Origin of the sequence: Agrobacterium leguminum, from assembly GCF_015704895.1 — a bacterium.
Lineage (GTDB): Bacteria > Pseudomonadota > Alphaproteobacteria > Rhizobiales > Rhizobiaceae > Agrobacterium > Agrobacterium leguminum.
Genome location: NZ_JADQWB010000003.1, coordinates 24,698 through 46,178, shown reverse-complemented (window position 1 = coordinate 46,178; position 21,481 = coordinate 24,698). Strand labels below are relative to the sequence as shown.

General features: G+C 59.1%; 16 protein-coding genes. 5 read left to right on the top strand and 11 right to left on the bottom strand.

What is annotated here, in order from left to right:
• Position 1 precedes the first annotated feature (1 nt).
• Entirely contained in the window at positions 2-1,903 is a 1,902-nt protein-coding gene (locus I3J13_RS05950; RefSeq protein ID WP_196378265.1) for an ABC transporter substrate-binding protein, read from the bottom strand.
• On the bottom strand, positions 1,900-3,792 hold the full coding sequence (locus I3J13_RS05945; RefSeq protein WP_196378264.1) for an ABC transporter ATP-binding protein: 1,893 nt from the start codon (positions 3,790-3,792) through the stop codon (positions 1,900-1,902). The genes I3J13_RS05950 and I3J13_RS05945 overlap by 4 nt, the downstream gene beginning before the upstream one ends.
• Positions 3,793-4,003: 211 nt before the next feature.
• On the opposite strand from I3J13_RS05945, the gene I3J13_RS05940 reads away from it, so the two are divergent.
• A complete protein-coding gene (locus I3J13_RS05940; RefSeq protein ID WP_196378263.1) occupies positions 4,004-4,966 on the top strand; it encodes a glycosyltransferase family 32 protein in 963 nt (320 codons plus the stop codon).
• Here the strand turns inward: I3J13_RS05940 and I3J13_RS05935 are convergent.
• Positions 4,958-5,701: a polysaccharide deacetylase family protein gene (locus I3J13_RS05935; protein ID WP_196378262.1), complete on the bottom strand. Its 744-nt coding sequence runs from the start codon at positions 5,699-5,701 to the stop codon at positions 4,958-4,960. The two genes, I3J13_RS05940 and I3J13_RS05935, sit on opposite strands and share 9 nt — an antisense overlap.
• Positions 5,698-6,795: a glycosyltransferase family 4 protein gene (locus tag I3J13_RS05930; protein ID WP_196378261.1), complete on the bottom strand. Its 1,098-nt coding sequence runs from the start codon at positions 6,793-6,795 to the stop codon at positions 5,698-5,700. Before I3J13_RS05930 ends, I3J13_RS05935 begins: the two co-directional genes overlap by 4 nt.
• Before the next feature lie 127 nt (positions 6,796-6,922).
• On the opposite strand from I3J13_RS05930, the gene I3J13_RS05925 reads away from it, so the two are divergent.
• Positions 6,923-8,263, top strand: a complete 1,341-nt coding sequence (locus I3J13_RS05925; protein ID WP_196378260.1) for a nucleotide sugar dehydrogenase — start codon at positions 6,923-6,925, stop codon at positions 8,261-8,263.
• A gap of 4 nt (positions 8,264-8,267) precedes the next feature.
• Complete coding sequence (locus I3J13_RS05920; protein WP_196378259.1) at positions 8,268-8,750, top strand: class I SAM-dependent methyltransferase; 483 nt, start codon at positions 8,268-8,270, stop codon at positions 8,748-8,750.
• A gap of 34 nt (positions 8,751-8,784) precedes the next feature.
• Here I3J13_RS05920 and I3J13_RS05915 read toward each other — a convergent pair whose 3' ends face one another.
• The 4 genes from I3J13_RS05915 to I3J13_RS05900 all read right to left on the bottom strand — a co-directional run bounded on the left by I3J13_RS05915 (position 8,785) and on the right by I3J13_RS05900 (position 14,956).
• Positions 8,785-10,479 carry an adenylate/guanylate cyclase domain-containing protein gene (locus I3J13_RS05915; protein ID WP_020808510.1) on the bottom strand — a complete coding sequence of 565 codons (1,695 nt, stop codon included), beginning with the start codon at positions 10,477-10,479 and terminating at the stop codon, positions 8,785-8,787.
• Positions 10,480-10,688: 209 nt separating this feature from the next.
• Entirely contained in the window at positions 10,689-11,549 is an 861-nt protein-coding gene (locus I3J13_RS05910) for an MBL fold metallo-hydrolase (RefSeq protein ID WP_051671927.1), read from the bottom strand.
• Between the two features lie 190 nt (positions 11,550-11,739).
• Entirely contained in the window at positions 11,740-12,195 is a 456-nt protein-coding gene (locus I3J13_RS05905; RefSeq protein ID WP_003521299.1) for a cyclic nucleotide-binding domain-containing protein, read from the bottom strand.
• Between the two features lie 43 nt (positions 12,196-12,238).
• A complete protein-coding gene (locus I3J13_RS05900; protein WP_196378258.1) occupies positions 12,239-14,956 on the bottom strand; it encodes an ABC transporter ATP-binding protein in 2,718 nt (905 codons plus the stop codon).
• Between the two features lie 102 nt (positions 14,957-15,058).
• Between I3J13_RS05900 and I3J13_RS05895 the strand changes: the two genes are divergently transcribed.
• On the top strand, positions 15,059-15,262 hold the full coding sequence (locus tag I3J13_RS05895; RefSeq protein WP_196378257.1) for a hypothetical protein: 204 nt from the start codon (positions 15,059-15,061) through the stop codon (positions 15,260-15,262).
• Positions 15,263-15,300: 38 nt separating this feature from the next.
• The gene (locus I3J13_RS05890; protein WP_196378256.1) at positions 15,301-17,106 is read left to right on the top strand and encodes an alpha/beta fold hydrolase; all 1,806 of its coding nucleotides are present in this window, start codon (positions 15,301-15,303) and stop codon (positions 17,104-17,106) included.
• Positions 17,107-17,126: 20 nt separating this feature from the next.
• Here I3J13_RS05890 and I3J13_RS05885 read toward each other — a convergent pair whose 3' ends face one another.
• From I3J13_RS05885 to I3J13_RS05875, 3 genes are read right to left on the bottom strand one after another with little or no spacing between them, the layout of a single operon-like run.
• Positions 17,127-19,583, bottom strand: a complete 2,457-nt coding sequence (locus I3J13_RS05885; RefSeq protein WP_196378255.1) for a glycoside hydrolase family 2 protein — start codon at positions 19,581-19,583, stop codon at positions 17,127-17,129.
• Complete coding sequence (locus tag I3J13_RS05880) at positions 19,580-20,563, bottom strand: DUF1839 family protein (RefSeq protein WP_196378254.1); 984 nt, start codon at positions 20,561-20,563, stop codon at positions 19,580-19,582. The genes I3J13_RS05885 and I3J13_RS05880 overlap by 4 nt, the downstream gene beginning before the upstream one ends.
• A 6-nt stretch (positions 20,564-20,569) precedes the next feature.
• Positions 20,570-21,478: an amino acid--[acyl-carrier-protein] ligase gene (locus tag I3J13_RS05875; RefSeq protein WP_196378253.1), complete on the bottom strand. Its 909-nt coding sequence runs from the start codon at positions 21,476-21,478 to the stop codon at positions 20,570-20,572.
• Positions 21,479-21,481: the final 3 nt, after the last annotated feature.

The following is a 21,481-nucleotide window of genomic DNA, read 5'->3' as shown; positions in this document are numbered from 1 at the left end:
ATCAGGCGTCTCCGTCATACCAGAAGCTATCCGGCATATAGACGCCGAGATAGGATGTGGGCTCGTAACCGAAAAGCGCCTTGTCCGGCACGTTTCGCATGCGTTTGACGTGAACGACGGGTTGCAGCGCGCCGTTGACGATGCCGATGGAAAACACCTGCTGCGTATAAATACCCAGCATTTCCAGCCAGATGGCTTCGCGTTCCTGTTCGGTGACGCTTCTGCGCCATTTTTTCAGGAGATCGAGCAGATGCGCCGCCTCCGGCAGATCGGGCTCCTTGCCCTCGCGGCCGCCGGAAAGATAATGCACACCCCAGACCGGCCATTGCAGCTGGTCATCGCCGGTGGGGGCGAGGCCGGATGGCAGCATATCCGGCGTCGGTACACCGTTATCCATGCCCATCCATACCGACATCAGCACCTCGCCGCCCATCGCGCGCTTGCGGAAGACATCGCGCTGGGTGGGGCGGACGGAAACGGCAATGCCGATATGCCGCCAGTGATCCGTCACCAGCTCCATCACGTCGGTTTCGAGCGTGCTTTCGCCTGTCGTTTCGACGATGATATAGGCCGGGCGGCCATCCGGCAGGAGCCGAAGGCCGGCATTGTCGCGCTTGTCGAGACCGGCTTCATCGAGCAGCCTGTTGGCCGCCGCCCGGTCGAAAGCGCTCCATGCGTCCGCAAATTCCTGCCGGTAAAGCGGGCTTTCCGGTAGAACGGTATCGGCGCTTTCCTTTGCCAGCCCGTAAAAGCAGACCATGTTGATTTCGTGCCGGTTTATCGCGAGCGACAGCGCCCGGCGCACGCGCACGTCCTGAAAAGCGCTGCGCCAGACCGGGTCGGCACAATTGAGGTTGGGCAGCAGCGCGATGCGCGAGCCCTGAGAGCGCTTGTAGAGGTTCACCTTCAGGGGAAAGCGCTTTTCGGCATCCTTCAGAAAGGTGTAGTCGGCGAAATCGAGGCCGAAATATTGCAGATCGCTATCGCCGGACGCCGTCTTGGCCGAGATGATGTCGGACGAAGTGACGTTGAGCAGGAAACGATCGAGATAGGGCAGTTGCAGGCCGTTTTCGTCGACCCGGTGATAATAGGGGTTACGCTCGAAGACGAATTGTTCGGCCGGCGGCGCGGTGGTGTTGCGCCAGGCATCCAGCGTCGGCAGATCGGGATTTTCGGGCCGCACCTGCCGCGACATCTTGATATGCAGCCCGCTCCAGTCATCCGTCTTGTTTTTCTTGATCAGCTTGGCGAGCTTTTCCGCCGTCTGATATTTGACGTGGAACTGTTTCATGTAGGCGGCGGGCAGGAATAGCCGGGCCGGTGAGGCCGCTGCGAGCTTCGCCAGAAAATCCGGGTTCGGACCATCCCAGGTGTAGCGCACCGTCAGCCGGTCGATGACTTCGATAAGCGGCGGCTTGCTGTTGACCAGAAGTTCGATCGGCGGGCCGCCCTTGTGGATTTCCCTGTTGAGGGCGACGTCCTCCCAGAAATAGCGGAAATCCTCGGAGGTGAAGTCGCTGCCGTCGGACCATTTGTGGCCTTCGCGCAGCTTGAAGGTGAAGATGCGTTCTTCCTGAACGTCGTAGCTTTCGAGAATATCCGGATGAAGCTCGAACTTTTCGTCATAACCGACAAGGCGGGCATAGCTGCTGATCGGCATCAGGCGAATGTCGCGCTGGCCGCCAATGAGCATACGCACCGAGCCGCCATGTTTTCCCGGCTCGCGGCCAAGCGCTTTCATGTCGATGACGCGCGGGTTTTTCGGCAGGCGTTCGGCCACGTCGGGCAATTCGCCCTTTTCCCGTTTTTCCTTGAAATAGGCGGGGTCGGTATAGCCGGCCCGCGCATAGGCTGGCAGGAAGACGGAGGCCAAGAGGGCAAGGGTGGTGCGACGCGTGATCAAGGGCGAAGCTCCCGGATATCGGCATTGCCGTTTGCGAGCACGAAATGGCCTTCGCCGAGATCGGCGGAAATCATGTCGCCATCACCCTCGTCGCGGAACTGTTTGCCCCAGTCGAATTTGCCCGTCGCGCTGATTTTGCCGATGGTGCGGAAATCGAGCGGACGGTCGAGATCCGGGAAAGGCACGGCCGCCAGCAGGGATTTCGTATAGGGATGAACCGGAGAGCGCATCAGGATTTCCCGTGGCGCCAGCTCCACGATGCGGCCTTCGCACATCACGGCCACGCGGTCGGCCATATAGTCCACCACCGCCAGATTGTGCGAAATGAAGAGATAGGTCAGCCCGAGATCCTGCTGCAAATCCTTCAGCAGATTGAGGATTTGCGCCTGCACGGAGACATCGAGGGCGGAAACGGGTTCGTCGCAGATGAGAAGTTCGGGACCGAGCGCCAATGCCCTGGCGATGCCGATACGCTGCCTCTGTCCGCCCGAGAAACTGTGCGGGTAACGGTTGAGCGCGCTTTCTCCGAGCCCAATGGCCCTGACGAGATTGCGTACTTTCTCCGCGCGGTATTTCGCATCGCCCCGTCCGTGGATTTCCAGCGGCTCGCTCAGGATGTTGCCCACGGTCATGCGTGGAGACAGCGACGATATCGGGTCCTGGAAGACCATCTGTATCTTCGACCGCAGCTCTTTCAGGTCTCCATCCCTGGCATTGAGGACGTCGATGTCGCCCTCAGGCCGGTGAAAGGTCACCGAGCCTTCATCCGGGCGAACGGCGCGCATGAGGATTTTGCTGACGGTGGTTTTGCCGCTGCCGCTTTCGCCTACCAGCCCAAGGCATTCTCCGCGGCGAATTTCAAAACTGACGCTGTTAACCGCCTTGGTGGCATTGGCGTCGCCCTTGCGGAACCAGCTGGACTTCCGGGTCGTGAACGTCTTGCTGATATTGTCCACGGTCAGAAGCGGGCCGGGGGTCTTGTTCACCGCGGCGTTTTTTTTGCCGACGAGGCTTTCGTGGTCAATGTTGATTTCGCGAAGCGCCTTCAGCCTTTCGCCGGGCTTCATGTCGAAATGCGGCACGGCGGCCATCAGGCCCTTGAGGTAGGGGTGGCTCGGCGACTTGAAAATCTCGTCGACCGTACCGGCCTCCATGATCTCGCCCTGATAGATCACCGCGACCTCGTCGGCGATATTGGCCACCACGCCGAGATCGTGGGTGATGAGCAGCATGCTCATGTTCAGACGGCTCTGCAGATCACGCAGCAGCTTGAGGATCTGTGCCTGTATGGTCACGTCGAGCGCCGTCGTCGGCTCGTCGGCGATCAGAAGTGCGGGACGACAGATCAGCGCCATGGCGATCATGGCGCGCTGGCGCATGCCGCCCGACAGCTCGAAGGGATACATGTTCACGACCTTCTTGGGTTTGGAAAACCCCACAAGGTCGAGCGTTTCATGCATTTTTTCCGCACGTTCGGCCGGTGACAGGATGCTGTGAATCCTGAGCGCCTCGTCGATCTGGTTGCCGATGGTGTGCAGCGGCGAGAAAGACGTCATCGGCTCCTGAAAGATCAGGCCGATGCGATTTCCGCGTATCGAACGGATTTCCCGGCCGTCCTTCGGCAATTGCAGCAGATCGACAGGGCCGGCCGCGGCATTTTCCGGATCGGTGAACAGCACGCGACCATTCACGCGCGCCGTCTTGGGATGGATGCCCATGATGGTCTGGCCGATGACAGATTTTCCGGAGCCGGACTCGCCGACGAGAGCGGTGACTTTTCCCGGAAGAATGCGAAGGCTCGCGCCCCTGACGGCATCGATGGTGCCGCCCATGAGAGAAAACGAGACCCGCAGATTTTCAATACGGAGCAAATCTGCGCCTGCGCTCATGCCAAAGGGTTCCTTGCCGTCTCTTTATCGTTGCCTTGTGACAATTTGCTCAGGAGGGCTTAAATCCACGTTATCGCAGGGTTTGTTGTCTGTCTATGCCTCTGAAACATCGAATTGTTTAGCGAATTCAAAGCCGGCTTCCGAAACACGACGGCTTGCCTGACGCCTTTTGTTTGGCGATATGTTAACGAGCGTTTCTGGATGAGGATCCATGTCCGACAAGAAATATTACGATGCCCAGCTGGATAAGGCCCGGCAGTTGCAAAATGGCGGCCAGTATGCGGAAGCCAATGCGCTTCTCTTATCGCTGGTTGCAGCAAAGGACGGCCACCTGATGGGGGAGCAAACAGTGCTCGGCCTGCCGCGCCGGCTGCATGCGGCACGGCTGCGCCTCGCCAAGGCCGAAGGCGATATGGTCGCCAAGATCGGTTATCAATATACGCTTGTTCCACCCCCGCAGGTGCTGGAGAAATATGCGCGGTTTTCCACGGAAGAACGTCGCACGATCAGCGTCAAAAGCCGTGAAGATGTGCCAAGGCTCATTCACCAGATATGGATCGGGGAAAGAGCCCCGCCGGTCTCGGTTGAGGCATGGGCCGCCCACGCCTCGAACCATGGTTACGACTATCGGCTCTGGCGGGAGGCCGATCTTGAGCGGGAAGGCGTGTTTTCGAATGGCGTCTTCAAAACCATGCTGGACAAGGGCGATTATCCGGGCGCAGTGGATGTGGCCCGTTATATCCTGCTGGAGCGGTTTGGCGGCATCTATCTCGATTGCGACTGGTATCCGGCGCGGGACGATGTGAGTTTCGATACATTCCTGCCTCTGGCGGGGCTGACGGTGTTTGACGAAAAAACGCCACGGGACACGGGGCAGGGCAGCATGCTGCTTGCCAATTCCTTCATCGCCGCGCCTGCCGGACATCCGGTTTTCAGCAGGATGCTGGATGCCTTTCCCGGAATTATCGAAGACATGCCTCGCGCCCCTGCCTGGTGGTCGACCGGCCCCTTGATCTTCACCATCATCGCCCGGGCGGGGAGCATCAGCCTTGCGCCAGCGGGGTTCGTTGCCGCGTCTCTTCCCGACCGCGCACCCTTTGAGACGGTGGAAGCGGTCAGGCGGAAACTTTCCACTGAGGCGAGCGGGTTGCTGATCGCCTGGAAATCATGGTGAGATGTCGTCGACGAGGTCTTTCGAAGAACGCCAGCGGGCGGCGGGATGATCGACGGTCACCTCGAAAAGCCGTCTCAGAAAGCGCCAGACATTGTCGTCATGCACGAGATGGTGGGTGAGGATGCCGGTGGTGCCGCCGTTTTCGGCGGTCGTCAGGATGCGGGCGGCGGTCTCCGCGAAGAGCACGTCGTCGTTGCGGCCACCGCGGCTGCCGTGCCAGTCGATCACATCGACATGGGTGTTCAGGCAGGGCGGCAGAGTGTTTTTCTCCGGGCCGAAAACGGATAGGGCACGATATCCAAGGCCCGCCAGTGTCTTCACGATACCGGCATCTATGCGGTTCCATGGCGGCACGAGCATCGGCACCAAACGCCCGCCATGCAGGTCGTGGAGTTTATCCAGTCCGGATTGCAATTCATCGAGAACGAGAGCGGGATCGCGATGCGATCCGAGTTCCTGTTTCTTTTCCTTCTCGCCGGCATAATTCGTATGGGACCAGCCATGCACGGCGACCTGGGCAATGTCCGACACATCCAGATGCCGTGCGAGCTTATCGGTCGTCATCTCGGGGATGACCGCGAGCGTGACCGGAGCGGAAAAGCCGCCGCAAAGATCGAGCAACGTGTCGAGCGCGGGCGTCGGCTCCACCGCGTCGTCGTCCCGGAGCCAGAGATCGGCGGATATGCCGCGCCGCCCGCATTCGTCCAGTGCCGCAACGAGTTTTTCCCGACTCATGATCTTCGCGCCTTTGCTTGCAGCAGGATATGGTTCAGTTCATTTGCGGCATTTTCCAGAGACCGTTCATTCCTCACGAATTGCCGGGCCGCCCGTGCCAGTTCTTTGCGCTGTCTGTCGTCGCCGAGCAGGGTTTTAATCGCGTCGGCATAGGCGGCTCTATCATTTTCTGGTGTCAGTAATCCTGTGGCGTCGGATTTTACCACCTCGGGGACGCCAGCCACTTCTTCGGCCACAACGGGCAGGCCGGCAGCCTGCGCCTCGAGATAGGCGAGACCATAAGCCTCACCATGGCCCGGCCAGACATAGAGAGAGGCTTTTGAAAGGAGCATTGCGATCTCGGCCGCGGTTTTTTCCCCATGCCAGACGAGACGGTGATTGGGAAACGCGCTGAACATGCCCTGTACGGCCGTGCACTCCGGTCCGTCGCCGACGATATCCAGCGTCCAGTCGAGATCCTGCGGCAACAGGGCGAGCGCTTCGGAAAGGGCACGGTAGCTGTCGAGCTTGTCACCCGCCCGCATCATGGCGACGGTGATGAGCCTTGCGGGTGTCGGCTGGGGCGTGTTCTTGAGAAAGGCCCCGGCATCGATGAAAGGCGGCAGCATGGCCCAGCGAAGGGTGGGCGAGGCCCGCACAAGCCCTTCGCGATCCCGCGCGGTGAAGCAGATATTGATGGCGGCGGCGTTCAATGCGGTCAGCAACCCATCCTGAACCGCCTGCCATCCCATCCCATTCCGTTTCGGCGAATAGGACGCTTCGGCGCTGACATAGGGGATGTCGAAACGTTTGCTCAGTTCCGGTCCGAGCAAGTCCGGGGCCTTGTAATAGGGATGGTAGCAAAACCAGAGATCCGGCACGCCCTCCCGTCGCCAGTGCCGTGCGACGATCTCGATTTCGCGCTCGGCCTCATCGGCGAGCAAGGCCCTTGCCGGGTCATCCGGCTGTTTCAGGAAGCTGCGCAGTTCCGAAGCGACGGAAACATCGTGACCGCCCATTGTGATCGCCGTCATTAGCAAACGGGCCATCAGCCGGTCGCCGGAGGGAACGGGATGGTTGGGAGACTTGAGCGGCGCATAAAAGGCGATCTTCATGGCGATGGTTGTGCGTTGGCGGTGGCTTGGGCGTCAACCGGAATTTGAAAGGGCCGAGCCTTGACAGGTCCGTCATTCTTGCCCAACTGAAAGGCATCTTTTGCACATGCGCGGAGCGTGACACGCTTTGACTTCCCCAGACACTTCCCGGAACCTGCTTTCCAGCATTGAAAACAAAAGCGCCAAAGCGGGGGTGATCGGCCTCGGCTATGTCGGTCTGCCGCTTGCCATGACGATCGCCAGGGGCGGTTTCAAGGTTGTCGGTTTCGATATCGACCCCGGTAAAATTACCGCTATCGAGGCCGGGCGCAGCTATATCGAGGCCGTTTCGGACGAGGTGCTGGCGAGTGTGAGACAGGATGACGGCTTTGTCGCCACCTCGGATTTCTCCAGGCTGGCCGAATGCGATGTCATTGCAATCTGCGTGCCCACACCCCTGACGAAATATCGCGAGCCGGACCTTTCCTATGTCGAAAAGACCTGTCGCGATATTGTCGCCCATCTGCGCAAGGGGCAGCTCGTGGTTCTGGAATCGACCACCTATCCCGGCACGACTGACGGGGTGGTGAAGACCATTCTGGAAAGTACCGGGCTCGTCTCCGGCGTCGATTTCTTCATCGGTTTTTCACCCGAACGGGAAGATCCCGGCAATCGCGATTTCGAGACCTCGACCATTCCGAAGGTTGTCGCTGGCGATGGCGAGGCGGCCGGAAAGCTGATGGCGGCATTTTACGGTTCGGTGGTCAAAAAGATCGTGCCCGTCTCGACAAATGCCACGGCCGAGGCGGTGAAAATCACCGAAAACGTCTTCCGTGCCGTCAATATTGCGCTCGTCAACGAACTCAAGGTCGTCTACGAGGCGATGGGTATCGACATCTGGGAAGTGATCGATGCGGCGAAGACCAAGCCGTTCGGTTTCATGCCGTTTTATCCCGGCCCGGGCCTTGGCGGCCATTGCATACCGATCGACCCTTTCTACCTCACCTGGAAGTCGCGCGAATATGAATTGCCGACGCGGTTCATCGAACTGGCCGGCGAGATCAATACCGGTATGCCGCGTCACGTCATCGGGCGGGTCGCGGAGGCGCTCGATATTCATTCCGGCAAGGCGCTCAGCCGCTCGAAGGTGCTGGTCGTCGGCCTCGCCTATAAAAAGAATGTGCCGGATATTCGCGAAAGCCCCTCTTTGAAGCTCATCGAGCTTATTCAGGAGCGTGGCGGCGAAGCGGCCTATTTCGATCCCCACGTGGCCGAAATCCCGAAAACCCGGGAATATAGCCACCTGATGGGCATGAAATCCGTGCCGTGGGACAGGCAGGCGATCGGCGCCTTCGACGCCGTTCTCGTTGCGACCGATCATGACAATGTGGATTATGCCGCTCTAAGCGAATGGGCGCCGCTTATCATCGACACGCGCAATGTTTTCGCGCGTCGGGATATAGCCGCAAAACACATCATCAAGGCCTGATAACATGAGCAGACTCGATAGTTTCATTCGCCGGCTGACCGCGCAGCGGGATATCCTCAACCATGTCGCAGCCGATCTCGATCTGCCGGGTGAAGGCGCGCTTATGGAAATCGGCCTTGGCAATGGGCGCACCTTCAATCACCTGCGGGAGCTGTTCCCCAACCGCCGCATCATCGCTTTCGACAGGGCTATGGGTGCGCATGCCTCCTCCGTTCCGGCGCAGGAGGATCTGGTGATCGGTGAAATATCGCAAACCGCTCCGGCTTTCATCGGCTCGGAAGCGGCGTTCGTGCATGCCGATATCGGCACGGGTTATCCGGAAAAGGATGCGATCACCCTCACATGGTTGCCCGATCTTACGGCGGGCATGCTGGCGAAAGGCGGTCTCGCGGTCAGCGGCCTGCCTCTGGATCATCCCATGCTCAAGCCGCTGCCGGTGCCGGCAAGCGTGCCGACGGACCGCTATTTTCTCTATCGCAAGATTTGAGATCGGACGCCCCGACAGGTGTGTCGTGGCTATCTCATAAATAGCGCTCGCTCTCTTTTTTCGAGAGCAGGAAGACCTTCATTTGCGAGTTGCGGCCACGGATGGCGATTTCTTCGCTTCTGAGATCGGCAATCTCCTGTCCCGCCTGAATAATGGCTGGTTCGGAAACAACGATGGCTGCGCCGAATTCCTTGGCCTTGGATTCGAGCCTGCTTGCCACGTTGACGGTATCGCCGATGGCCGTCAGGGTTTTGGCCGCGCCATATCCCATGACGCCGACGATGCTCGGACCGGAATGAATGCCGACGACGACTTCCAGGCGGACGGCGAATTGTTTCTCCAGCCCCTCGTTCAGGATTGCGATATCCCGCAATATGGTCGCGGCCGCCTTCATGGCGTTGCGGCAGGCATGTTCCGCGTCCTCGCCAAGTCCGAAAAGCGCCATGGCGCCATCGCCGATGAATTTGTCGAGATGGCCTCCCGCCTGTTCGACGGCCTGGCCGACGATGGTGAAATAGCGGTTCAGAAGGAAGACGACATCATAGGGCAGCTTCGCTTCGGAAAGCGTGGTGAAGTTGCGTAGATCGCAAAAGAGGATGGCGATTTCCTCTTCCCGGCCGGGCCGGGCCGGTTGTGCGTCGGCCGGCAGGTCGCTTTGCTGGGGCGGTGAAACGAGAAGCGCGATATCAATATCGCTGGTGGGGCGTAGCTGGCAGCCGAGCCGGACATCGGAATCGGCATGGATGCGCCGCAATGTGGTTTGCTCGATGTCTCCCGGTGGCGGTAGCGGGCCTTTGCTGTTCAGAACCTTGACCCGACAGGTTGAGCAGCGCCCCTTGCCGCCGCAGACGGAGTAATGCGGAATTCCTGCAAGGCGGCTCGCTTCCAGAATGCTGAGCCCGGCAGGTACATGTACCTGCGCGCCATGTTCATAGCGGATTTCGATCGCCGTCAATCGTTGCCGAAAGCTGCGTACGCCACGCATGGCGAAAACCAGCATTACCGCGCCGACGAACAACGTTTCCGCTGTGCCGGTGATGAAACGGATCTGTGTTTCCATTTCCCGCTGCAGTGGCAGCTCGTCCTTTTGAATCGTATTGTCGGCAAGTCCGGGTGGGAGCGCGTATTTTTCATCGATTTCCGCCAGCCAGCGGCCGGCATCGCTGAAGCCCAGCAGCGCCAGCAGCGGCAGCATCACGGCCACCGTCATGAACAGCCCGGCTATCCGCGGATACCAGTCCCGGTAACGCAGCCAGAAATAGAGGCCAATGCATCCGTGGACCCAGATCACGATCAAGGCGAGGCTTTGCCAGGCGCCCTGTATCGGGTTGTTGATCCACAGCCTGCGGATGACCGAATAATAGCCAACATCGATGCCATAAAGCATATGCGACACGCGGATATTGACGGCGTGGCCGATGATCAGGAACGGGATCGACAGACCGAAGATGACCTGAAGCGCCTCGCGGAGCGGCATGCGCAGCGTTCTGCGCAGATAAAGCGAGCGCAGAACAAGACAGACATGCACCAGAACAGAACCGTAAAAAAGCAGGCTGCTGACGGGGTTGAGCCAGATCAGGCTGAACCATTTTCGCGCCCGTTCGGCGGTATCGATGGAGATGAGTGCGAGGGAGTGATTGAAAAGATGGGAAAATACGAAAGCAAATATGATGAGGCCGGATAAAATCCGGGCGCGTCTCAAATTGGTCTCCGAAAAGAAACGGATCATGCAAATCCCATCATGTGGTCATTCAGCGCAGAATCATCATGTAGTATGTGGTGGCACCCTTATTGCAGGCCGTCTCGTGGCAATATCGTGGAGCAATCAATCGGAAACGGTCAATTGTGCGTGTTCGAACGCCCGCATGGCAAGGGATGTCGAAATCAGGGTTTCGAAAACGCGGTCGGACAGGTCGACTTCGCCGGAGTCAGATTGCGTCAGAGCTCGATGATCTGGCCGTCCATGGCCGCGAAGGCCCCACTGAACTGGGCTTTCGCCTGTTTTTCGATATTGTCCAGTTCTTCGTCGCTGCGGCTCGGGGCGTGGTGGATGAAGCCGACATTTTTTGCGCCGGCGCGTTTGGCAAGGCGGATCGCCTGTTGCCAGGACGAGTGGCCATAGCCGCGATAAAGGCTCATTTCCTCATCGGTGAACATGGCGTCATAGAGGAAAAGGTCGACATCCCTGATCAGGTCGAGCACGGTTTCGTCCATATCGCCCGGCTCATGTTCGGTGTCGGTGATGATGGCGAGGGACTTTCCTTCCCAGTCCAGCCGATATCCGATGGCGTTGCCGGGATGGTTGAGCATTCCGGTTCTGATCGAAAGGCCGGGATGCACATCGAGCGCATCGCCCGGCATGAAGTCCCGCGTGTCGATTTTTGCGCAGCAGATTTCCAGCGGCACGGGGAACCACGGCGGGCTCATGAAGTCCTTGAGCATTTCCCGGGTGGTCATGGTACCGGCGAGGTGGCCCGACCAGATGGCGACATCGTTGGAGCTGTTATAAAAGGGCTTGAAATAGGGGAAGCCGACAATGTGGTCGTAATGACAATGCGAGAAGAACAGGTTGACGTCGGTAATGCCTTCCGCCCGCAGGGCGAGGCCAGCGGGATGCAAGCCCGAACCCGCATCGAACAAAAGAACGTGATCGCCGCATCTTACCTCGATGCAGATGGTATTTCCGCCGTATTTTCGGAAGTTTTCACCTGAAACAGGAAGCGTTCCCCGCGCACCCCAGATCTTTACCCGAAAATTTCTATTACTTTCCCGACTTGCTGTGTCGGAATCGAACGCCATGACACACCCCAATAACAACGGAATCTTGCACGCTTTCCTCCCATGAAGCCCGTTGTCTCTATAGATTCTTATATCCGCTCGTTTCTGGCGGACGCCTTTACCCCTTATTCAGTCAGCATTTCATTTATATTGCAATAGTACGACATTTATTTTTCCAATATCGCCATTCAAGGTAGCAAGGAATTGTCGTTTATGTCCGGGCGCCTGCCCGCGCTTTGCTCAGTTCCGCCGTCGTCTGGGTAAGGCGTTCGGCCAGAACGCGCATGACCTTGATGGTGATGTCGGGGAAATCGGACATGAGCTTGAAGAACTGTTCCTTGCCGATGCGCAGGGCTTCCACATTGGTGGAGGCGCGAACGGTCGCGGTTCTGACGCTATCGCAGAGGATAGCGATTTCGCCGACAATGGCATTGCCGGTCATTTCGGCCACTTTCAGCGTGCCCGAAGGGGAATCGACCAGAACATCGACTTTTCCGGTCAAGACGACATAGGCCGCATCGCCGACATCTCCCTGATGAAACAGCACGTCGCCAGCATGATAGGACACCCGGTCGGATGCGAATGCCAGTAGTTTGAGCTTTGACGGTTCCATTTCCGAAAAAAACGGCACCCTTTTCAGCATCTGAATTTCGTCTTTAAACAGCATTGACTTACCCTGTTCTTGTTCCACCTCGGTCACCTTCTTGGATTTATGTTGCGACCATGTCCTTGAATGTACCGTTTTCCTCGGCGAGAGTCTCGTAACTTCCGTCGGCGGTGATCAGGCCCTGATGAACAACGATCACCCGCTCGAACATGCGGGAGAGCGTCGCATTCGACAGGACCCATATGATCGACGGGTTATTGTTGTTCTGTTTCAGGAGTGTGATGACCCGCTCGACAATTTCCTCCTGCTGTCGGGGATCGAGGCCGGGAAGAGGGCGGTTGAAGACGTAATAATCGGATTTGCGGATCAACGCTCGCGCGAGATTGAGCTTCTGGCGCTGGAGCGGGCCAAGCCGCTTGCCGCCCGCGCCGAGGTTGAAGTCCAGGCCCACCGCCAGCACGCGTTCATAGACACCCTGCTTGCGCATGACATCGGCGACGATGCGGGTGATGCGCCGCGAGGCGTCGGTGTAGCGATGGCTGACCTTGCCGAACAGGATATTGTCCAGCAGGCTGGTGGCGCTCATATATTTGGTCGGATCGTAGATTTCGATCACGTTTTTCAGGCTGTCGGGCAGGTTCTCATGGAACATGTGCCGGACTTCGACGATCCGGTTCATGATCTCCGGCGATAGCAGACCGAAACGCTGGCGAGGCTCGATGTAGAAGAAGCTGAGCCGCAGCATTGCGCGCTTTTCGCTTTCATTAGCCTCGTCGAAACTCCGGCTCTGAAGACGTTGCAGCATCTGCTGATACACCGGAATGTCGTCGGGCGTCATGAAGGTGAGCTGCTGGAAGAAGGGGTGGTCTCCCGGCAGGTCGGCGAAGATTTCCACGATGTTTTCGGCAATCGTGTAACCCATCTCGAAGAGGGTTTTCACGAGGCCGGTTTCGCGCATCAGGGAGCGGAAATAGTCGCTTTCGATGATGGTTCGGATCGTCTGGGAAGAATCCCGCATGGTGCCGAACAGCAGGTTTTCGCCGACCGTCGCCTCGCTGTTATAGCTCTCCAGTTCAAAGGGCGCGATGAGGCCGCTCAGATTTTCCTTTTCCAGCTCCGCACGCAGCACATGCCGCAGTTCAACGATACGGGCGGCGAGATGCAGGTCGGTCAAAGGGTCGATCGACGAACGCAGCGCAAACTCCAGAATATCCTGCGACAGTTCTACGCTGTCGAGGACGGCCAGAATGGCCCGGATGAGATTTTCCGGCCTGCCATCGCCGGCCGGGCTCGAAGCGTAGTCGATCCATTCGCTGTTGATATCGATCAGCGGATTGCCCGCCATCTTTGCTTCGCGGATTTCCCACTTGCGATGTTCCAGCGCTGCCCCCTCATAGTTCCTGTCCGCAAGCGGGGCGTGTTTGAGGCCGTAAAGCAGGTTGTCCTTCAGGCTGGCGTGGAAGAAATAGCTGTCGGAGGACACATAGGAAATGCGCCGCCCGGTCAGCGATTCCGGCAGTTCCAATATGTCGACGTCGTTGATGCTGATCTTGCCCGAGGTTGGCCAGAGCGTGCGGCCGATCGCATCCGCCAGCGCCTCGGCGCCCGAGCCGCCGACGATGGCGATCACCTCGCCCGGCTCGACCTTCAGCGATGCCTGTTCCAGAAGCCGGCTGCCGCTATCGTCCTCCAGCGTCAGATTGGCGACGACGATCGGGGCGCTGATCGCCGCGACTGCGCCGGGAGACAGTTTCTGAACCTTTTCGTCGATCATGTTCGGGGCATCGAACTGCTCGAAGACCTGCTCGTATTTCACCTGCACGTCCTGACGTGCCTGATCCCAGTCGATCAGTTCCTTCAGCGGTCCGGGCAGTTCCTTATAGGCATTGATGACGGCGACCAGCTGCCCGACATCGAGGCTGCCCTTCAGCGTGAGATAACCGCCGAGCGCATAAAAGAAGAAGGGAGTGAGCTGTGCGAGGAAGTTATTGATGAACTTGACCAGAAACTTCCACTGGTAGAGATCGTAGCGAATCTTGAAGATGTCACCGAGCCGGTGTGAGGCATCCGCCCGCTCGTAATTCGACGTGTCATAGGCATGGATGGTGCCGATACCGTCAACCATTTCGCCGATGCGTCCGGCAAGCTGGCGGGCGCTCAGCTGCCGCTGGCGGCCGAGTTCGATAAGGCGGCGGCGCATTTTGGGAATGATGCCCACCTGAATGGCGGCCATGAAAGCCGCGATCAGGCCGAGCCAGAAATTCTGAACGAGAATGAAGAAGAGCGCGGAGAGCGCCTGGCCGCCGAGAAGGGCCGGCTGCACGAAGGCGTCGCCGGTAAAGCCGCCGAGCGGCTCCACCTCGTCCTTCACCATGCTGGAGATTTCCGCACCTTTGACCCGCTTGAAATGGGAGGGTGGGAACCGCAGGATCTTGTCGATGAGCTCGAAGCGGATGCGCCGCAGAAGCCGCTCGCCAAGGCGGCCCTTGTAGGTATTGATGTAATATTTGAAGAGCCCGTTGATGATGACAAGCGCAAGGAACGTCAGGCTGAGCGCCATCAGCATCGACATGCGGTTCAGCTCGAGCCCGGGGAATAATGTCACGGTGCCCCAGTAGGGAATATCGACCGTGAGATGCATGAAAAGCTGAGTCGCATTCGCCCCTTCGAAACCATCCCCCTGAATTGGGCCGTTGACGATCTGCTTGGGCAGATCGAAGGCGAGGAAATAGGGGATCATCGACAGGGCCACGATCAGCAGAATGAAAAGCTGCTGCCGCCTCGTGTGCGACCAGATATAACGCGTAAGGCTTTGTTCCATATAAAACTTCTATGACCTGTCGGGCGTGGCCCGGCGTGTTGGTTTGCGCGGTGTCTAGACGATCCGGTGGCCGGGTGGCGCAACCTCCTCCTGCAAATAGGTATGGGACTCGCTATTTATCAGTATATTCAAGCGGTTTCGAGCAAAATAGCGGCCCTGCCGGGACTTGCCCATCATCGCAGTGTTCGTTTTTGCAACGTGCGGGCGGCAATGGATATAAATGCGACTATATTTTTAGACTTCTCTAATGTTGTTGTTTTTATTGTAGATCAGGCGGTAAGACGCTTCGATACAATGATCCCGTAATGGTTGAGCCAGACACTGGCGCAATGATGGCAAGGTCGATGGCGATAGATATTTCAGAGCGTACAGGCAGCGATCCGTCTCTTGATGCATTGTCGCTTTCCGGCATTGCCTCGAATGGGGCGGTTGCGCATCCGGTCTCTTTTGACGGGCTCACTGGGATTTTCCATCCGGCGCGCAAGGACGTCAGACAGCGCCATGCCGTTCTTTTCGCCAGCCCATGGGGCATGGAGGAGCTGTGCAGCCGCAAGTTTCAACGGGTACTGGCCGAGCGGCTGGCCGCTTGCGGTGTCGCCAGCCTGCGATTCGATTATCTGGGCGCGGGTGACGCCTTCGACCCTGACGATGCGGGCCGTGCAGCGGACTGGATTTCCGACGCGCGCGCGGCGCTCAACTGTCTGACGCGTCTTTCCGGCTGCGCCGAAGTGGTCGTTGTCGCTCAGGGCCTCGGCTGCCTGATTGCTGCACAGGCGTTTGCCGATGTGACTGAAGTGGGTTCCATGGCGCTTCTGGGGTCTGTCGTTTCCGGCCGCGCCTATCTGCGTGAGCTGGCGATGTGGTCCTCCATGATCGACGATGGCCTCGGTCTTCGGCCCGCGCAACGGATGACGGAGGCGGGATCGATTGCCGGCATGGCCATGCCTGCCGGTGTTGCCGATGCGATCAGGAAGGCCAATCTTTCAAATCTGACCGCTGCTCCGGCGCGCAGCATTCTGGCGCTCTCTCGGCCGGGTCGCGTAACCGATGCCGACTTCGCCAGGCATCTCGTTGCGATTGGCGGTGCGGTGGAGGAGGCGGAGTTTTCAGGTTACGACGATCTCATTTCCAGTCCTACGCTTTCGAGAATATCCGACGATGTGGTCAACCTGCTGGTCGATTGGGTCCTCTCCCAGACCCATGCCGAGAGTCCGGCTATCCCCCAGGAGGATTTCACAGTCAATGCCCCACAGCGTGGGCGCGGTTTTGTCGAGCAGCCGGTGCAATTTGGAGAAGGCGGGCGGCTTTTCGGCATTTTTTGCGGGCCGGACGACCGGGAGGTGGTTTCTTCGGTTCTTCTGCTTGGCGCCGCCTATGACCGGCATGCGGGCTGGGGCAGGCTTTCCGTACAGATGGCCCGTACATTGGCGCGCGAGGGGGTGGCATCGCTTCGCTTCGACGCGGCTAATATTGCCGACAGTCCTCCGGTCAAAAACGTGCCCGAGCAGGTTCTTTACGATGTCGCGCAGAATGACGACGTGGCTGCCGCACTCGATTTCCTCGGTAAGCGCGGTAAGGGGCCTTTCATTGCGGCGGGCCGGTGCAGCGGCGCTTATCTCGCCTTCAATGGCGCAATCGCCGATGAGCGGATCGGCGCTGTGGTCGCGGTCAATCCGGTCGTCTTCCATTGGCGCAAAGGCCGCTCGGTGGATGAGGCCCTGCATAAACGCCCGCGTTCCTTCGGCGAATACAGCCAGCGCTTTCGACAGGGCGCGACATTCAAACGTCTCATCAGCGGCGATGTCGATGTGGCAAGCGCGGGGCTGAATATCGTCAAGGCGACAATCAAGAGGCTTTCGACAAAAACGGCGAGGCTCTTCCGCAGGGGCAGCGAGGAAGGGCGTGCCGTCTATGGTGCGTTCGACAAATTGAAAGCGAATGATACCGCCGTTCATCTGCTCTACAGCGACAACGACGATGGTCTGGAGCACTTCCAATATTACTTCGACGCCAATGGCAAAGGACTGGCCGCCTATAAGAACGTGTCGCTGACCATTATTCCCGATGCCGATCACAATCTTTCAACGCCGGAAGCCAGACAAATCTATATCGACGCGGTGAAGCGGCTGGCTCTTGCGCATTTGCGGTAAAAATGCCTGGCCGTCATGCTTTAGAAGGAAAATCGCCGGCTGGAACCCAGTGACACGACCTCTCCGGAAGGAGGGACTTCCGCCGCCGGGGTCTCCGGCAGGAGGCTGATTTTTCTGGTTTCGCCGGGGCCGAGATGGAACCAGTTTTCCGAGGCGTAATAACCCTGCACCTCGACATGGACGGACTGTGCCAGCCGGTCCGTGCCGATTTCAAGAGACCAGTTGCCGCTCGTTTCACCGATCGCGACCTGAAGGTTTGCGGCGTGCAGCGCCTTTTTCCGGCCGAGAGGGAAATGGAATGCGTCGGCGATGACGTGTCCTGTCGCAACGTCGCGAAGCCGGGCGACGGTTACGTCATGGGACGGAGGGCCGAAACGATAGGCATAGGTCGTATCGAAAAAGGCGCCGAACAAATCTGTTGCGGCAATGGTCTGGCTCTGTCGCGGCGAAAGCGTGAGCGGTCGTTTGGCGTGGACGACGGGTTGCACACCTTCGCGCAGGCAGGTCAGTTCCAGCATGGCTTCGAGGCTGCCGCCGGTCTCGTTGACGAGGTGTATATCCAGCCCGTTCGTGCCCTCATCGGAAAAAGTAACCTGGATGGGGCGGAACGCCCTTTTCAACGCGTGCCAGACGGATTTGGGCCGGCCAGTGGCATCGATGACACCCCAGCCTGCGCCGGTAACGAGATCCTGCAGGGTCCAGACCAGAGCGCCCTGACAGGAGGAACCGCTGCGCCGCCATTCGGCGAAAGTCGCCTCCATGACCTCGGCCGTGGCGGCCCGGGACATGTCGAGATAAAGGCTGCCGTCTTCGCGACGCAGAACATCCGGTTCGACGTCGTAGAGCAGGTTCAGATAATGATCGCGAACATCCTCGAAATCCCAGGATGCCCCGCGATCGCGCGGTGCGCGTGCCTTCCATCGCGGATCGTGCACGGCCACGCCAGGTAGATATCTGTCCAGCGTCTCCTGTTCGGGAATATTGGCGAAGGCGAGGCACTCGGCGGCGAAGCGCAGATCGGCGCGGCGCGCATCTTCCAGCGGACGGCAATAGGCGCCCACGCCGTAATAATGGCCGACACCGACGTTGGGAAAAAAGGGCAATGCGCCGCCGGAGGGAGAATTGGCGACATAGGCTGCGTCCGGGCGTTTCTCGGCAAGGAGTTCCGGCAGAACCTCCTCGGTGAGCGTTCCCTTCCATATCTGTTCCGGCAGACCGAGCATCGCGCCCTGCTGGTACATTTCACTGCCGCCGCAGAAGACGGTGAGCGATGGAGAAAGCGCGGTGGCTTCGAGGAACTGCGAGATTTCCGTGACGATATGCTGGCGCAGGCTCTCGTCCTTTGCCGGGTAATCGAAATTGGCGAGCATGGCGTCCTGCCAGACCATGATGCCGAGTTCGTCGCAAAGTGTGAAAAATTCCGGCGTCTCATAAGCCATGGTGCCGCCGATGCGGATCATGTTCATGCCGGCTTCCGCGGCTTTTCTCAGCCAGGGCTCGTAGTCCGGCCCCGTTCCCGGCAGGCGCACAATATCGGCCGTCGTCCAGACCGCGCCGCGGCAGAAGACCGGCTGACCGTTCACCTTGAGGCCGAAACCATTACCGTCTTCGCCATGATCGATCTCGACCCGCCGGAAGCCGGTACGCCCCAGCCTATGTTGTTCGCCGTCCAGTTCCAAAAGTGTGTCGTGCAGCGCAGGCCTGCCATGGGTGTGCGGCCACCATGGTTCGACATCGGGTATGTGGAGCTCGCCGGAAAACTTGCCGTTCTCATCCCTGGAAAGATCGGCGCTGTAACCCGCGCAGCCAAGCCGTGCCGATTTTATGGGCCGGTTGGTTTCCAGCGCGATGGCGACCGTTCCCGTTCCGGCCTCGTCCAGCGAAGACCGGAGCGTGCAAAGCACCGCTTCCTGTCTGATCAGACTGATGGGCCGCCATGGACCGGCGGCGTGGATTTCCGGGCACCAGCCGGGCATGTAACCGAGTGCGGTGGTGCGGATCAGCCGCAACCCTTGCGTATTCATCATCTGCGGCCGCCAGCGGGCGCGGGGACCGGTTTTTTCAAGCCTCGGCGCAAGCGCCCGGAAGCAGATGCAAAGCTCGTCCGCGCCCGTGAGTTCGACCGGTACTTCCAGCCTTTCGAACATGCTTTGGCTCGCGGCGATCAGCTCGCCGTTGAAGAAGATTTCGGCAATGGTGGAGAGACCGTCGAAGCGCAGGGTGGCACGCTCCCGGGCATCGGAAATCATCGTCAGCCGATACCAGGCATCCCTGTCATTGAGAGGCGCCGGAGCAAGGCGGTCGAATTTTCCGGCCGCTTCCAGAGCCTGCGCCACGGTGCCGGGAACGGAGACGTGAAGGCTTTCAAGCGATGCGGGAATATCGGACGGCGTCTCACAGGCATCGGCGGGCGTCAGCGTCAGCGTCCAGCCTTCGCTCAGCAATTCCTCGCTTTCGCCGGGAAGATAAGTCCTCACGCGGCCTCGCTGGCATCAGTGAGTTTAGTCGAAAGCGCTTCCATCATGCCATCCCACGCATCCGCTGCTGGATCGAGCACGGTGGCCAGTGCATCAAATTTGCGGCGGGTGACGGCGCGGGCGAGCTGGAACTGCACGGTCTTGGCAACCTCGGAAATCTTGAGCGCGTGGTCTCTTGCTTCAGAAAAACCGTCCGCGTCCAGCCATTCGAAGTGGCTTGCCGCCAGTTCGAAATTGGCGCCGAGCTGGCGCAGCGTGTTGAAGGCATATTTGTGGAAAAAACCGAAGGGTCGGTCGGCGACCTTTTCCACCTGCGCCGGAAAAACGCCGGCAAAAGCGCGGACCGGGTTGGCGGAGGGCCGTCTGGAAAAATGAAACTTCAGGAGCCGTTCGGCCGTCTTGCGAATATGTGCGGGCGAGGGGGTGCTATCCGCGAATTTCGCAAATTCGGTATAGGGCAGGAACGGCGGGTCGGTCTCGGCCAGATGATGCTGGAACAGGCCGTCAAAATCTTCGCCTGAAAGGTGGAAGAAGCCGGCATTGTGGAAATAGTCGAGTTCACGCTTCGCGAGATCGAGCCGGTTGATGGCGATGGTGGTCTTGCCATGTTCCTTCCGGTAGCCCACCCCATGGGTATCCGGCATATAGAAGCTGTCCATCTCGATCAGGCAGATGCGGCCGCGTGCGAGCTGCGCCTCGATGTGGCTTTCCACGCTGTCGAAGATCGCAAGTTCGGTGGCGCGAACGCCATAAAGCGCCTCGAGGTCTTCCAGCGGCACCTTGAAGAAGGTGAACTGGTCGCCTTCGAAGTCCTGCGTGAGCGTGAAACCGAACATGGCTTCCGGCGGCAGACCTTTCGAGGCCAGCACCTCGATCCACAAATCGATGTAGCAATTGGTCTCCGGCCACATTCTCTCGGAGGAATGGAGCGGATGCTGCACATAGTTTTTGGGATCGAGACCGGGAAAAATCTGCCGCATGAATGATCAGCCCCAGAGCGTTTCCACGACCTTCGCAGGCCATTTCTTCACATCGAGACCATGATGCGCAAACAGCGCCAGCGCGATGCGCTCAAGGCCGAAACCGACGCAGGCGGTGTGGGCGACATCGCCATTGTCGAGATTGAGGCCCCATTTCTGGCCGAAGGCATCCTGATGATAATTGAAGCTCATGCAGGCCGTCGGGCTGGTCGCGGATGTGACCGGAATCAAGAGTTCGAATTTCAGGTTCTGGTCGCGCTGGTTGTTGGCGAGCATCTTGCCGGCGCGGCCGAAGAAGGGATCGTTGGCGACATCGATGGTGACGTCGAGCCCGACCGCTTTCATCATCTCCACGCCGCGATCCATCCAGGTCTGGCGGAATTCGGTGACGTCGGACTCGGTGCCCATGCAAACATATTCGCGCATGCGGAAAAGCTGCTGGCGGGCCGGGTCCTTGGAAGGTTCATGACGGAAGCAATAGGACTGGATGTCATAGAGACCGCCGCCGGCAGGTAGCGCGCCGCGCTTGGCAATCGTCGGATAAAGCGGGTAGCAGGCCGCCGGCGTCAGCACGATGTCTGTCGCTTTCTGGTCCTTGGTCCAGTCGCCGCCCTCGTCCATGGTTTTCAGCAGGCTGACATGGTCGAGCTCACAGCCGCAGAAGGAATGGACTGTGCCGGCGAGCTGCGGGAAGCTCTTCATATAACCGCTCTTTTCGAAATAGGCGCGGTTGATGCCGGGCGGAAAGCGGATTGCTTCGGCGCCGTCAGCGGCGCCCGTGCGGTCGATCAGCCGCTCGAAGGCGGCAATGACATCCTCGAACTGGCCGCTGCGTCCATAAAGACCGTCAACACCGGTTTCAATCAGCAGGCCTTCTTCGAACAGTCGATCGAGAAACGAGGTTTGCATGTCCATGGT

Bases quoted from the DNA above. Each gene is read 5' to 3' on its own strand.
- I3J13_RS05890 (WP_196378256.1), top strand. From the start codon at position 15,301: ATGGCGATAGATATTTCAGAGCGTACAGGCAGCGATCCGTCTCTTGAT.
- I3J13_RS05880 (WP_196378254.1), bottom strand. From the start codon at position 20,563: ATGCGGCAGATTTTTCCCGGTCTCGATCCCAAAAACTATGTGCAGCAT.
- I3J13_RS05930 (WP_196378261.1), bottom strand. From the start codon at position 6,795: ATGAAGATCGCCTTTTATGCGCCGCTCAAGTCTCCCAACCATCCCGTT.
- I3J13_RS05900 (WP_196378258.1), bottom strand. From the start codon at position 14,956: ATGGAACAAAGCCTTACGCGTTATATCTGGTCGCACACGAGGCGGCAG.
- I3J13_RS05910 (WP_051671927.1), bottom strand. From the start codon at position 11,549: ATGGCGTTCGATTCCGACACAGCAAGTCGGGAAAGTAATAGAAATTTT.
- I3J13_RS05915 (WP_020808510.1), bottom strand. From the start codon at position 10,479: ATGATCCGTTTCTTTTCGGAGACCAATTTGAGACGCGCCCGGATTTTA.
- I3J13_RS05905 (WP_003521299.1), bottom strand. From the start codon at position 12,195: ATGCTGTTTAAAGACGAAATTCAGATGCTGAAAAGGGTGCCGTTTTTT.
- I3J13_RS05875 (WP_196378253.1), bottom strand. From the start codon at position 21,478: ATGGACATGCAAACCTCGTTTCTCGATCGACTGTTCGAAGAAGGCCTG.
- I3J13_RS05940 (WP_196378263.1), top strand. From the start codon at position 4,004: ATGTCCGACAAGAAATATTACGATGCCCAGCTGGATAAGGCCCGGCAG.
- I3J13_RS05895 (WP_196378257.1), top strand. From the start codon at position 15,059: ATGGGACTCGCTATTTATCAGTATATTCAAGCGGTTTCGAGCAAAATA.
- I3J13_RS05945 (WP_196378264.1), bottom strand. From the start codon at position 3,792: ATGAGCGCAGGCGCAGATTTGCTCCGTATTGAAAATCTGCGGGTCTCG.
- I3J13_RS05920 (WP_196378259.1), top strand. From the start codon at position 8,268: ATGAGCAGACTCGATAGTTTCATTCGCCGGCTGACCGCGCAGCGGGAT.
- I3J13_RS05935 (WP_196378262.1), bottom strand. From the start codon at position 5,701: ATGAGTCGGGAAAAACTCGTTGCGGCACTGGACGAATGCGGGCGGCGC.